At 68.7% G+C, this 12,524-nt stretch carries 12 protein-coding genes and 1 pseudogene; 7 read left to right on the top strand and 6 right to left on the bottom strand.

Features of this window, described 5'->3' with window-relative positions; genetic code table 11:
- Nucleotides 1-151: 151 nt before the first annotated feature.
- A complete protein-coding gene (locus ACFZCD_RS11525; RefSeq protein ID WP_391829596.1) occupies nucleotides 152-1,432 on the bottom strand; it encodes a hypothetical protein in 1,281 nt (426 codons plus the stop codon).
- Between the two features lie 1,030 nt (nucleotides 1,433-2,462).
- Here ACFZCD_RS11525 and ACFZCD_RS11520 point away from each other — a divergent pair.
- Both ACFZCD_RS11520 and ACFZCD_RS11515 read left to right on the top strand, forming a co-directional pair.
- On the top strand, nucleotides 2,463-2,675 hold the full coding sequence (locus tag ACFZCD_RS11520) for a helix-turn-helix transcriptional regulator (protein WP_391829595.1): 213 nt from the start codon (nucleotides 2,463-2,465) through the stop codon (nucleotides 2,673-2,675).
- A gap of 54 nt (nucleotides 2,676-2,729) precedes the next feature.
- A complete protein-coding gene (locus ACFZCD_RS11515; protein WP_391829594.1) occupies nucleotides 2,730-3,050 on the top strand; it encodes a hypothetical protein in 321 nt (106 codons plus the stop codon).
- 744 nt (nucleotides 3,051-3,794) lie between these two features.
- Here the strand turns inward: ACFZCD_RS11515 and ACFZCD_RS11510 are convergent.
- Complete coding sequence (locus ACFZCD_RS11510; protein ID WP_391829593.1) at nucleotides 3,795-4,181, bottom strand: nuclear transport factor 2 family protein; 387 nt, start codon at nucleotides 4,179-4,181, stop codon at nucleotides 3,795-3,797.
- Between the two features lie 112 nt (nucleotides 4,182-4,293).
- On the opposite strand from ACFZCD_RS11510, the gene ACFZCD_RS11505 reads away from it, so the two are divergent.
- A complete protein-coding gene (locus ACFZCD_RS11505) occupies nucleotides 4,294-4,875 on the top strand; it encodes a TetR/AcrR family transcriptional regulator (protein ID WP_391829592.1) in 582 nt (193 codons plus the stop codon).
- A 341-nt stretch (nucleotides 4,876-5,216) separates the two neighbouring features.
- Nucleotides 5,217-5,348: pseudogene (locus ACFZCD_RS11500) on the top strand (IS481 family transposase); the annotation flags it as partial.
- 269 nt (nucleotides 5,349-5,617) lie between these two features.
- Here ACFZCD_RS11500 and ACFZCD_RS11495 read toward each other — a convergent pair.
- Both ACFZCD_RS11495 and ACFZCD_RS11490 read right to left on the bottom strand, forming a co-directional pair.
- Entirely contained in the window at nucleotides 5,618-6,076 is a 459-nt protein-coding gene (locus tag ACFZCD_RS11495; protein WP_391829634.1) for a nitroreductase family deazaflavin-dependent oxidoreductase, read from the bottom strand.
- Nucleotides 6,077-6,498: 422 nt separating this feature from the next.
- Nucleotides 6,499-6,945, bottom strand: a complete 447-nt coding sequence (locus ACFZCD_RS11490) for a hypothetical protein (RefSeq protein ID WP_391829591.1) — start codon at nucleotides 6,943-6,945, stop codon at nucleotides 6,499-6,501.
- A gap of 426 nt (nucleotides 6,946-7,371) precedes the next feature.
- On the opposite strand from ACFZCD_RS11490, the gene ACFZCD_RS11485 reads away from it, so the two are divergent.
- Nucleotides 7,372-8,133 carry an SDR family oxidoreductase gene (locus tag ACFZCD_RS11485; protein ID WP_391829590.1) on the top strand — a complete coding sequence of 254 codons (762 nt, stop codon included), beginning with the start codon at nucleotides 7,372-7,374 and terminating at the stop codon, nucleotides 8,131-8,133.
- A gap of 198 nt (nucleotides 8,134-8,331) precedes the next feature.
- Nucleotides 8,332-9,219: a helix-turn-helix transcriptional regulator gene (locus ACFZCD_RS11480; RefSeq protein ID WP_391829589.1), complete on the top strand. Its 888-nt coding sequence runs from the start codon at nucleotides 8,332-8,334 to the stop codon at nucleotides 9,217-9,219.
- A gap of 529 nt (nucleotides 9,220-9,748) precedes the next feature.
- On the opposite strand, the gene ACFZCD_RS11475 is transcribed toward ACFZCD_RS11480, so the two are convergent.
- Nucleotides 9,749-10,342: a DinB family protein gene (locus ACFZCD_RS11475; protein ID WP_391829588.1), complete on the bottom strand. Its 594-nt coding sequence runs from the start codon at nucleotides 10,340-10,342 to the stop codon at nucleotides 9,749-9,751.
- Nucleotides 10,343-10,798: 456 nt separating this feature from the next.
- On the opposite strand from ACFZCD_RS11475, the gene ACFZCD_RS11470 reads away from it, so the two are divergent.
- Entirely contained in the window at nucleotides 10,799-11,377 is a 579-nt protein-coding gene (locus tag ACFZCD_RS11470) for a dihydrofolate reductase family protein (RefSeq protein ID WP_391829587.1), read from the top strand.
- Between the two features lie 238 nt (nucleotides 11,378-11,615).
- Here ACFZCD_RS11470 and ACFZCD_RS11465 read toward each other — a convergent pair whose 3' ends face one another.
- Nucleotides 11,616-12,467, bottom strand: a complete 852-nt coding sequence (locus ACFZCD_RS11465) for an oxidoreductase (protein ID WP_391829586.1) — start codon at nucleotides 12,465-12,467, stop codon at nucleotides 11,616-11,618.
- Between the last annotated feature and the right edge of the window lie 57 nt (nucleotides 12,468-12,524).

The raw sequence follows: 12,524 nt of genomic DNA, 5'->3' as shown, positions 1-12,524 counted from the left end.
ATCGTCCCCTCGGGACGATTCCCCTCGCCTACCGATCCTGGAACGCACCCTCCGCCCCTGGCCCGGGCTGCCCCCGTCATGGCCCGGGTATCTGTGCCGGCGGCTCCAGGTCCTGGTCTTCGCCGACCACACGCCGGCCAGACCCGGCACCTCACCGACGACTGGGCTCTGCGGCTGTCTCCTGCCGGGTGTCCGTAGCAGGGTTGCGCGGCGAGGCATCCAGCAGTTGGAGGATGCGGCGCAGATGGACCGGATCGGTGACGATCGTCAGGCGCTTGCTCTTGCCTTCGAGTTCGGCGGCCTGCCAGTTGCGCGGGTGGGCGCGGTTGCCCATGCGGTCTATGGGGGTCAGATGCAGCAGGCGGATGCCGGACAGGCGATACCCGTCCAGGGGAACCTGACGGGCCGGAACACCGGCGTGGTGGGAAGACGCGGTGTACAGGGAGCCGTTTTCCAGTGCCAGGACGCCCATGTTCATGGTCAAGCCGGTGTCCTGCTGAGGGAGCAGACCAGGGAAGTGGATCCGCCGGCCCTGCTCCAATGCCTCCGATTCCTTGCAGAATTCCTGGCGTCGTGCAGGCAGCAGCAGTCCTTCGGGGCCGAAGAGCCGGTCCAGGCGGGGGCTGATGGAGGCCGGGTCCTGCTCCGGGCGGGCGCCGGTGCGGGCCCGGTACACCGCGCGGCCCGCCGCGCGGACGGTGAAGAGCAGGCCGGCCAGCCAGAATGCAACGGCGGCCTCGATGGGCAGATCGAGGATGTCGGTCACCACCGCCGTCGGCACGATCCAGCACACAGCGGTGATCCAGACGGGGTGCAGCGCGTCGGCCCGGGGGTCGGGCTCGCAAGCGGGGCCCGGGGCGGGGCGCAGCCGGAAGAACCCGTAGAGCGTGCAGGCCCCGCCCATGGCGAGGCACAGCAGCACGGTCATGCCGAGGAAGCGGTCCTCGTTCCACACGGCCCCGGCCTGCACCCGCCGGCCGTTCACGGCCACGGCTACGATCTCGCGGCGCCATACCGTTACCGTGGCGCGGTCGCCCTGCCGCCAGTGCCGGGCGGTTTTGTCATCGCCCTCGCGGTAGAACACGCGCAAGTTGCGCAGGGTCTCGCCGGTGACATCGACGTAGCTGGAGTCGTGCTTCCCCTGGTGGATATGCACACCGGCGATCATGGCAGGCAGTTGTTTGAGGCAGCCTGCCCCGGAGTCCTCCCTGCCGGCCGGGCAGGGCTCGGCCCTGCGGAAGGCATGCGTCTGGGACACCGCACCCGACAGGGCGGGCACAAGCCACAGCGCGGTGCCCAGCAGACCGCACCCGAGGAGGAGCAGCAGCGCACCGACCGTGCGGTGGAGCGCGGTACGGCGGTGGACCGGCAGGTACTGCCCCAGTTCCGGGTAGCGACCAGTGCCCCGGCAAGAAGAAACGGAGTCGTTCACGGCCGGACCATACGCGGGCAGGCCAGCCCGTGTGCAGGACGGCCTCCGGCAACAGCGCCGACATCCCGGCTGCCGGGACCAGGCAAGAACGGTTACCGGACGAGAAGAAGGACACGCGAGTCCGGGGCGCCAGCCACCCAGCCATGCGACCGACACGATACGACGGCGCCGCCACCCGCTCGGCCCGCAGCACCGCGAGGGTGACGGAGTTCCAAAACCTGCCGATGCCGGTCAGGCTCCAGTGCATTGTCCCGCCAGGAGGTAAGAAGGAAACGACGAGCCCGGTGCGGCCGGTTCGTCTAGGACCTGCTGGGCACCCCCCGCCCCGTATCGGCGCGGGGTGCTGGCCGGCTCACCATGGATGAACTCCCCCTGGATACATATCCAGCAGGCCAGCACCAGCACCAGCTGCCCTAGCAGCCTTTCTCCGTGCGGCACCGGCCGGCGGGACGGACACAGCTCGGCACCCACCACACAGAGGTTAAAGCCCTCAGGCCACACACCGACCACACCCGCAAGGAGAGGTCAGCCCCTCCCAGGCACGAGGATCACATCCGTAGGCTTGGGTGAACGCGGCGATGTCTGCTACGAGCGGCCGAAGCGGGTCCCCTGAAGGGGGCTGGCAAGGCCGAGTTCGCGTGGGCGGATGGCGGCTTCGTCCCCATCACCGAGGCGGACCACCGATGCGCCGTCCCAGGGGGTGTCGCCCGGGTGGGCGTCTCCGTGCACGAGGCCGGTGCCGAGCGGCGAGTCGAGGTCCTCATAGGGCCAACGCTCCATTCGCAGATTCGGCATTTCTGCCGAGGTCAACGCGCAACACGTCTCAGCTGCCCATGGGCACCGGATCCTCGGTCGAACACCGAAGAGCCCCCGCCTCGTACATGTTTCTCATATCTGGACAAGCAGCCTGACGGTGTCACCCCGACGGCCCGTAGCACGCGAACGCGGTGTCCGAAGCGCCATATGAGGCCCTGCCCTTCCTGTAAAGCAAGCTTGTCAGTCGTCAGGGGGTGACAAGTAGGCTTTACATGTGCGGAATAGCGTCAGGAAACTGCGGTCATCACGAGGGCTCTCCCAGGGCCAGCTAGGCGCAGTCCTCGGGGTCTCACGGCAAACGATCAATGCCATCGAGACCGAGCGGTACACACCTTCCCTGCTACTTGCCTTGTCCATGGCCAAGTTCTTCGAGGTCAGCGTTGAGGAGATGTTTCATGCCAATGAAGATCCAGAAGATGACCAGTAACACGGCCAGGCGGTCCGCCCCCGGCTTCTTCCTCGCCGTCGAGTTGCCTGCCTCATGGCCGCGACGGTCGGCGGCCACCTCACTCTCGGGCTGGTGGCGTTCGGGATCCTCGCGGTCTGCAGTCTTGCCTTAGTGCTGCTGGGACGCCGGAGCGAGACCTATCAAGGCCTCACGGACAAGGCTCCTGACGAACGCTTCGCCCGGATCGGAGGATGGGCCTGGGCCGGCACGGGCATCGTGCTCACCGTGGGGAACCTCAGCGCCCTCATCGGTGAACTGGCATCCGGAAGAAGCGGCGATCCGTACTTCTGGTTCGTAGCCACCGCCGCCATCACCTACATCGCGCTCGCCGCCTTCTTGTCGCGGCGCACCTGAGACGCCAACATCCCGAACAGCTCGCTTCCGTACGTCCGACCAGAAAACGCGATCAACCTGGTCATCGAAGGCCGGTGCCGGCCACATCGCTGGAGCATCTCCCTCATCTGGATGACGTCCTTGGCCGAACGGAACAGCCGCGCCGCGCCCGCGATCCTGATCGTGCCGCGACCGCCGCCTCGTCGAACAGCCGGCGGAACTCGGAGCGGGTGATCGCGTAGTCCGGGACGACGTGGCCGGGCCCTCGTGCTTCGGGGCACCAGACTTGAGCAGGCTCTCCCGAGCGTGCAGTTGATGACGGGGATTGGCCTGCTTGGCGAAGGAATGCCGCAGATGCAGATGGGCTGTCACATACCCCCTTCAAGTCGTTGTAGTGGGCGCTGGAACGCGACCCTCAGGGGCGAACGGGGGCGCAATTCCGGAGCGGCGCGGATTGGATCGGCGCCCCCGAAACGATGCGATATGTTCGCTCCTCGCCAACGGATCTGCCCTCGGAGGCGGAATCAACCCGTTCCGCCCCGAGAATCATGCGACCAGCGCGGATGCAACCTGGCCTATCTCCATGCGCCTCGGTCATTCAACGAAGTTGACCGCTCGGCACTCCACGAGACGGGCCGGAGCGCCGCTCGCCGCTCTTTACGCGCCGGCTACGGCCGGCCCGGGGGTCTGGCTGCGGACCGTGAGCTTGGTCGCGGACCGGAGTCCGAGGCAGGCAGCCGTTGTTCAGAATCCGGGTGCTCGACGTCAGACGAAGAAGGCGTTCATGCCGGGGACGTCGGACAGGTAGGTCTCGATGTCGGCGATCCGGCCGTCCCGCAGACGGCAGACGGTGGCCAGGTACTCGTCGAGGATCGCGTCCGGGCGCTGGGCGGTGTTGTGCAGCGACAGGGCCATGTTCTCGCGGCTGACCAGGACGTGCAGCAGCTCGAAGGACAGGCCGTAGGAGGCGATCTTCTGGGCACGTTCCACCACGGCGTCCGCGCCGACGGCGGTGCCGCTGATGGTGTTGTCGCCCGGCAGGGTCCAGGTGGCATCGTCGTGAAGCATGGACCGGATGGCCGACCAGTCGCCGGTGACGAGTGCGGCGTGGAAGCGCCGACCGAGGTCGCAGGCAGTGGCAGTGGCAGTCATGACAGTCCCCTCCGGAATGATGGCGTTAGCCACCTAAAGCAGATCACTTTGCTTTAGTGAGGTTAGCGCCGTGCGGCCACTAAAGCAATCTTCTCTGCGTTAACCTGGGGGTGTGAACGCAGACACTCCCGCCAAGCGCCCCGGCGGCCGCAGCGCCCGCGTCCAGGCTGCGGTCCACCAGGCCCTCACCGACCTGGCCCGCGAGCGCGAGACGGCCCAGCTGACAATCCCCGCAGTGGCCGAGCGCGCCGGGGTCAACCCCACCACCATCTACCGGCGCTGGGGCACAATGCAGGCCCTGCTGGCCGAGGTGGCAACCCTGCAGAAAGCCGACACCCCGCCACCCTCCAGCGGCGATCTCCGCACGGACCTGGAGACCTACGTGATCCGGACACTGGCCGATCTGACCCGGCCCGGCGGCATCGCGTTCTTCCGGGCAGAGGTCTCCCCCGACATCGACGAACGCCGCAGCGGCCTCCGGGAATGCCTGCAACGCGCCACCACCGGCCTCGAAACGGTCCTCGCAGCCTCCCGCAGCCGGGGCGAAGCACCGCCCTCGCTCGAACGACTGCTTGACCGGATCGTCGCCCCGCTCTACTTCCGCGTCGTCTTCTCCATGCCAAACACCGACGACGCCTACGCCCGCTCCCTGGTCGCCGATCTGTTCAGCGCCCCCTCCCCACCGCAACGCTGACCACCTACCGACGCTCACCACTCCGACCGCCGACCGCCGATCCCCCAACGTCATCGACGCCACCGACAGAACGGCCGACGGCCACCCGCTCGCCAAACCGGATCAACCACGCCGCTGGGTACAACAGCCCGCACTGGCTCAGGCACTCCTCCCAGTGGACCGCGGCCCGGGCGGCCGCGCAGAACCACGACCAGCTGCACGAGCAGCTCCACCTGTTGCCGGCCATCAGGTTGGGGGCGCCGCTCGTCGGTGTTGACCTTCAAGTTAGTTGAAGGTCGATGATGGCGTGGTGCCAAACGATGATCTGATGCCGATCGGGGCCTTTGCCGAGCGAGCATGGTGGCTACGTCTATCTGCACCCGGCCACCGACGGGTACAGCCGGCTCGCCTACACCGAAGCGCTGTCCGATGAGAAGGCGATCACCGCGATCGCCTTCCTCCATCATGCCCACGCCTGGCTCGCGGTGGCTGGACGGCGGTGGCCAATGCCCAACACGGGCGGCCCGGGCGAGGCGGCGAGGCGGCGGGATCCTGGCGGAGCGGCAGCGGAGGAGCACGGCGGCAACGGCTCCACCAGGCTGAGGAACTTGTGCCCGGGCTCCGATCACGTTCCGGCCTACGGGCCCTGCCGGCGGCCGCAGCCGCGACGGCTACCGCAACGGTCCGGGACAAGACGGTCCGCTCGGCGCGGCCCCGTTCTCCGCAGAACGGGAACAGAGCCGCTGTCACAGTGGGTCGCTGATCACGGGATATGCGTCAAGGCCAAGGGCTCGAGCACGAAGACGGGGATCACACGGTCGGTCTTCTCCTGGTATTCGGCATACGGCGGATAGGCAGCAACAGCGCGCTCCCACCACTCGGCCTTCTCGTCGCCCGTAACCTCACGGGCTGTCATGCTCTGGCGCACGGCCCCATCCTGGAGCTCTACGTACGGGTCGGATTTGAGGTTGAAGTACCAGACCGGGTGACGCGGAAAGCCACCCTTGGAGGCCACGGCCGCGTACCGCCCCTCATGCTCCACGCGCATGACCGGGATCTTGCGGATCTTGCCGCTCTTCGCGCCGCGCGTCGTGAGAATGACGACGGGCAGGCCCGTATCCCAGAGCGTCGTCCCTTCTGTGCCGCCCGAACTCTCATACAGCTCGACCTGTTCGCGCACCCATTGCGCCGGACTCGGCTCGTACTCGCCCTCAAGCGGCATCGTGTTCACCTCGTCATCGCGTACGGACTATGTTGCGCAGTTCACCACAAGTCTTACGCAGAGGAGCCTTGATCGTCCCTGCTCTACCGATGTCGGGCGGCGGCGACGGCCAGGACCCGCAGCTGCAGCCCCAAACACAGACGCAGACGCAGGACGAGGTCACCACCGACTACGAGTCGGGCTGAGGCAGCGCCCGGTGGCTCCATCGTTCTGGTCATCACGTTCCTGAAGGCCCTCACCGCGGACTGGGTGATCGACGCACTGAACGAGCATGAGGTGCCCATCGCCCGCGTCGACCCGGCCGGCATCGGGCCGGAGCCAGTCTTCGACGCCCTCCTCGGCGCCGGAGCCCCGGGGTGGGGCGGACGGCTGCTCACCGCCCCCTCCCGGACCACCCCCGCTTGGCGCTCACGTGCCCGGCTTCATGTCCGCCCTCCCGGGTCGAGCAGGTCCCCGTAACCGGCTGCCGTCCAGATGTGCCGGCGAAACTGCTCCGGCGTCGCCAAGCCGGACCAGGCGATGCCGGAGGGGTGGAACACGCCCCGGCAGGTCTGGCAGTAGCGCGCCTCGGCAGTGAGTGCGGCCACCTCGGCCGCCCGGGACCGCATCCGTCGCGCCTCCCGAGCCTCGCCTCGGACGATGGCGATCGTGGCCACCAGGATCAGGACCGCTGCGACAGCGCCAACCGGTGTGAGCCATGGCAGACCTCGATCGTCGGCGAAGTACTTCCCGGCGGAAGCCGCCGTCACGGCGAGCAGGACGCCTTCGGCGACATGCATCCAGCTCAGCCCTGTGTGTGCCGACGGCGACGCGAGCCCGGACATCAGGTCGCCACGTCGTCCCTGTTCACCGGTACGGGCCTCGGTCACTGGCACGTGATCGCGTGTGCGGCAGCCAGGACACACCATCGCGCTATTCACTCCCCCGTTCGCCATGAGCCCCATGATGACGGCTGCATGACACGGGCACGCACGCAGGGCAGCACGCCGAACCGGCGGTGACGACTCGGCGGCGCAACTGACGGGGGGCAGACAGAGGCCCGCTCCTGACCGCCCATGGACTACCCGGCCGCCCGGCCGCCCGGCCCGCCCAAGGTGGTACTGGCTTTCCCAGGAACGACAGAGCTCTGGATCCCTGCCCCGCCCCCGCCGAGAGTGGTCCACAACGGCCCACAGCACCGGCCCTCCCCCGAGCACCCGGCGCCCCGCCGGGGCCCGGTCCGTCCATCGGGCCCCGGTCCGCCTCTGGCCGGTCCGCCCCCGGGCCGGTCCGCACAGCGCATTCAGGAGCACCCCATGTCGTACCCCGCCCTCGCCACCCGCACCGCCGTCGTCACCGGAGCCGCCAGCGGCATCGGCGCGGCCACCGCCCGACAGCTCGCCGCGGGTGGTGCCCGCGTCGTGCTGTTCGCCCGGCGCGCCGACCGGCTGGATGCTCTGGCCGCCGAGATCGCCGCCGCCGGCGGCCAGGCTCTCGCCGTCACCGCCGACGTCACCGATCAGGGCTCCGTCGACGCCGCCGCCAAGACCGTCCGCGACGCCTACGGCCGGGTCGACCTGGTGGTCAACAACGCCGGTGTGATGCTGCCCAATCCACTCACCGGCGGCCGGCTCGACGAGTGGACCCGGATGATCGACACCAACCTCACCGGCGCCCTGCGCGTCATCCGCGCCTTCACGCCCGACCTCACCTCGGCCGCCGCCGACGGTCACACCGCCGACCTGGTCAACGTCTCCTCCATCGCCTCCCACGTCCTCTTCCCCGACTATGCCGTGTACGGGGCCACGAAGGCCGCCCTCACCCAGCTGTCCGCCTCCCTGCGCACCGAGCTGGGTCCGCGCGACGTCCGGGTCAGCGCCATCGAGCCGGGCCTGACCGACACCGAACTCGGTGGGCACATCGACAACCCGGACCTGCGCGAGCAGCTCGGGGGGATGTACGACATCATCCCGGCCCTCACCTCCGAGGATGTCGCCGACCTCATCGCGTACACCGTCAGCCGCGCGCGGCACGTCAACCTGCGCCAGTCGGTCGTCCTGCCGACCCGCCAGGCCTGACGGACCGGCCTCTTTCCCGGCCTCTTCCCCGGCCGAGGATTTCCCAGGCCCAGAGGTTCCCTGAGTAGAGGTTTCCCGACGTAGAGGCTTCCTGACGCAAAGGCCCGGGCCGGCCGGGGTCGCCGCCCTCGCGGCCCCGGCCGGCCCGGCCCTCGCGGAGACGGGCTCAGCGCTCGGGCGACCAGGCACAATCACCGCATGAGTACAGCCATCGATCTGGGCGGGTTCCTGCGGACCCGACGCTCCCGCCTGCGCCCCGAAGACGTCGACCTGCCCGATCCCGGCGGCCGGCGCCGAGTCGCCGGACTGCGCCGCGAGGAGATCGCCCGGCTCGCCGGTGTCAGCGTCGACTACTACATCCGCATAGAACAGGGCCGCGCCTCCAATCCGTCGCCGGACGTCCTGAACGCCCTCGCCCGCGCCCTGCGCCTGGAAGAGGACGAGACGCGGCACCTGCGCCGCCTCGCGCAGCCCCGCCCCGCAGCCCCGGCCGCTTCCCGGCACCTGCCCGAGCAACAGCAGGCACGGCCCATGCTCCGTCGGCTGCTGGAGGAACTGCGGGACGTCCCGGCACTGGTGATGGGGCGGCGCATGGACGTCCTCGCCTGGAACGCGGCCGCCTGCGCCCTCCTCGGCGACTACGCGGCCCTCGATCCCTCCGAGCGCAACATCCCCCGCATCACCTTCCTCGACCCCGCCGCCCGCTACCTCTTCGCGGACTGGACCGCCTGCGCCCGCGAGAACGTCGCCTACCTGCGGTGGGAAGCCGGCCGGTATCCCAACGACCCTCGGCTGACCAGCCTCATCGGAGAACTGTCGGAGAAGAGCGAGGACTTCCGCCGATGGTGGGCCGAGCACCCCGTACAGGACAAGACATCGGGGACCAAGCGCTTCCACCACCCCGTCGTCGGCGACCTGGCCCTCACCTACGAGACCCTGCGCGCCGCCGACGACCCCGACCAGGCGCTGATCACCTACGCCGCCGAACCGGACACCCCCTCGCACGACGCCCTGAGGATGCTGCTGACCCAGTCGGCCGCCCCGCCGACCGTCCCCGTCTTCCCGGACATCGCTCGGGTCGGGTAGCGCGAAAACCCCGTCACGACACCGTCAGCACGATCTTCCCCGTCGGATGACCGCGCTCCTCGGCCCGGTGCGCCTCCGCCGCCTCGGCCAGGTGGTACTTCCGGTGGACCAGCAGCGGGGACGGCTCCCAGACCGCGTAGGTACGCGTGGTTGAACGGGCTCGCCGCGTCGGCGAACGTGACCCCCTTGGCGATGCCACCGGGGGCCTGCGACCTCAACCCGCCCTGTCCCACGAGAGGTTGCCGAGCGTCGAGCGCCCGGGTGCCGCCGGCACCCAGCCGGATCTGAAACGGTGGATGGCCGATGCCACGGTCAGCTACCTCGATCAGACCGGCCACTGCGTCCGCTGGGTCGGTACAGCATCGCCATGCCCGCGACCTGGCCTACGGCACCGTCCGCTGGACCGGCCCGCTCAACACCATAGACAGCGAAACACGCTGAGTCGATGCCCGGCGTCTCCTCAACTACGACACGCTGCCGACCCCCGGATCGCATCGCGGGACGGCTGCTGAGCCTCTACGAACTCCGTTCAGCTCAGCTTGGCCTGGGCCTCCTGGGCGGACGCCTCCAGCCTGTTCCAGTACTCCTGGTACCAGGCCTTGTCGCCGCCATCCATGTTGCTGTTGGTCTCCCGCATGCCGACCTTGCCGTCGATCAGCTCACGGACGATGTCGGCGTGGCCGGCGTGACGGTGCGTCTCGGCCGTCATATGCAGCATGATCCGCTGCAGCGTGACGTCTCCGTTGTCGCCCCACCACGCGACGTGGCCCATCGCATCGAGCGGCAGCGCCTCGATCGTCGCGTCCGCGTGCGCCCAGGCGCGGTGGTAGAGGCTGAGGATATCCTCGCGCGATTCGTCGGCGGGTGCCCACATGTCCGAGTTGGGCTCGGAGCCCTCCTCGTGCCAGGGGAGGGACTCGTTGTGCGGGCGGCCGAAGGTCGGGCCGAAGTATCCGAGCTCTACGCTTGCGAGGTGCTTGACGAGGCCGAGGAGATTGGTGCCAGTCGGTGTCAGCGGGCGGCGGACGTCGTACTCGGACAGTCCGTCCAGCTTCCAGACGATGGCTTCGCGGGCCGCCTTGAGGTAGCGGTGCAGGTCGTCTTTAGGATCGTTGGGCTTCATGGGGGCGAGTCTCGCATCACGTGCCAACAGCAGTCACGTGCGATTCCCGGTTGTTCAGAAGGCATCAAAGGCGACAAAGGCATCAGCCGACGACTGGGCCGTCCACGCCGAGAACCGGCCGTCCCGGGAGCCCCGATGCGGCAGACATTCGGACAGTTTCAGCACCCCTCAACGAACGCCTGCGTCCACAGCCCCTAGCAGGAAGGCCTGCCGACTGGCTAGCTGGTCGGCCGGCTTGATGAGTCGAAGGGCTCCCTGCCAGCCTCACGGGCGCCGAGGAGAAAACCCTCCCAATCGGATGCCATTGCGATACAACGGCAGCAGCCATGGACCTCAGCATGCCGACGTTCGGGCAGATCGCCACACGAACCGGCAGTGTCACAGCCCCATAGCAGGGCGGCTGAGCAGCCGTTCTCAAATCCACGGACCCGCTCCACCGCACCCGAGGAGGGCATCATGACCGCCACCTACACCTTCGACGTCTTTTCCACCCTCGACGGCTACGGCCGCCCCAGCAGTCGGAACTGGGGCGGCTACTGGGGCAAGCAAGGCCCTGAACTGCTCGACCGCCGCCTCTCCCTGTACGAGCCCGAGCAGCGGATGGTCTTCGGGGCCAACACCTATCGGACGTTTGCGCAGGCGCTGGCCCCGGCCTTTGAGGAGTCAGGGCGTGACCCGTGGGTCACCCGGATGATGAACCTGCCTGCGACGGTGGTGTCGACCACCTTGGAGGGACCTCTCGACTGGCCGGACGCGACCGTCATGAGCGGTGACGCCGTCGACGTCGTCGCCCGGCTCAAGGAGGAATCCGAGGTGCCGTTGCGCTCGCACGGCAGCCTGTCGCTGAACCGGGCACTGATGGCCGCCGGCCTGGTCGACCGCCTCCAGGTGACTCTCTTCCCAGTGATCACCGGTCAGACCGGTGATCACCCGGTCTTCCAAGGCGGGGCCGACTTCGACCTCGAACTGCTCGACAGCCGGACGCTCGACGGCAACATCCAAGAACTCACCTACCGGCCCACCCTGCATGCCTGAAACCATCCACGCGACCCACCCGGCCGGGACGAACGTTCGAATCCCACCCATCAAGATCGATAGAGCAACAGGCTCTCAGCTTGAGTTTCAACCTCCGCCTGGTTACCAGGAGGCGCTGGGCGGCGGCGTGAACGGCTACGAGCGGGTCCGGCTGTGGTGGACCAAGAGCGGGCCGGCTTGGTGATGACGGCCGCCGTCGAGACCCCCTCCGCCGCTGGGACCCCGACAGCGCCTGACGTCAGGCGGACCGGCTGATGTCGTCGAAGTCGGTGGAAACCGACAGCTCGGCCCATGCCAGCATCTCGCGCTCGAAGGCGTCGCGTCCGGCCTGTACGAGTCGAAGTGCGTCGGTGCCGAGCAGCAGGCGCGTCGGCGGCTGGTCGGCCGCCACGATTCGCAGCACCGCGGCCGCGGCCTTGTCCGGGTCGCCCGGCTGGTTCCCGCCTCCTTGGATGCGCCGGGCGCGCAGGGGCTCGAACAGCTCGTCGTAGTCGGCGATCGCACGGGGTGCGCGGATCATCGAGCGGCCGGACCAGTCGGTCCGGAAACTGCCCGGCTCGACGGCGGTGACGTGGATGCCGAAATCGGTGACCTCCTTGCCGAGCGTTTCGAGGATGCCCTCCACCGCGAACTTGCTGCCGTGGTAGAAGCTGAGGCCCGGCATGGTGACCAGTCCGCCCATCGAGGTGACAGCGATGATGTGGCCCGAACGACGCTCCCGCATGTGCGGCAGCACAGCCTTGATCACCGCCACGGTTCCGTAGACGTTCACCTCGAACTGACGGCGAAGGTCATTCATCGACGACTCCTCGAAGAGGCCCTCATGGCCGTACCCGGCGTTGGCGACGAGTACGTCGATCGGGCCCAGGTCGCGCTCGGTCTCGTCCACGGCCGTGTCGACCGCGTCATGGTCGGTCACGTCCAGGATGCGGGCGTGCGCGTCGCCGGCGAGCGCCTCAAAGGCCCGTGCGTCGGCGGGCGTGCGCACCGTACCCACCACCCGGTGGCCCGCGACCAGCGCCGCACGCGCGAGTGCGCGGCCAAGGCCGGTGCTGACGCCGGTGATCAGGAATGTCTTGGTGTCCGACACGGGAGTTCCCTTCGTACGTTGCGAACGGAGGCCGATCGGGGCTATCAGGGCCCGGTC

This window comes from Streptomyces sp. NPDC008001 (assembly GCF_042958085.1).
In the GTDB taxonomy this organism is placed as follows: domain Bacteria; phylum Actinomycetota; class Actinomycetes; order Streptomycetales; family Streptomycetaceae; genus Streptomyces.
The sequence above is the reverse complement of the archived record's forward strand: the minus strand, read 5'-3'. Positions and strand labels throughout refer to the sequence as shown.

Excerpts from the sequence above, each read along its gene's own strand:
- ACFZCD_RS11485 (WP_391829590.1), top strand. The coding sequence starts at position 7,372 with ATGTCGTACCCCGCCCTCGCCACCCGCACCGCCGTCGTCACCGGAGCC.
- ACFZCD_RS11510 (WP_391829593.1), bottom strand. The coding sequence starts at position 4,181 with ATGACTGCCACTGCCACTGCCTGCGACCTCGGTCGGCGCTTCCACGCC.
- ACFZCD_RS11495 (WP_391829634.1), bottom strand. The coding sequence starts at position 6,076 with ATGCCGCTTGAGGGCGAGTACGAGCCGAGTCCGGCGCAATGGGTGCGC.
- ACFZCD_RS11475 (WP_391829588.1), bottom strand. The coding sequence starts at position 10,342 with ATGAAGCCCAACGATCCTAAAGACGACCTGCACCGCTACCTCAAGGCG.
- ACFZCD_RS11515 (WP_391829594.1), top strand. The coding sequence starts at position 2,730 with ATGGCCGCGACGGTCGGCGGCCACCTCACTCTCGGGCTGGTGGCGTTC.
- ACFZCD_RS11480 (WP_391829589.1), top strand. The coding sequence starts at position 8,332 with ATGAGTACAGCCATCGATCTGGGCGGGTTCCTGCGGACCCGACGCTCC.
- ACFZCD_RS11470 (WP_391829587.1), top strand. The coding sequence starts at position 10,799 with ATGACCGCCACCTACACCTTCGACGTCTTTTCCACCCTCGACGGCTAC.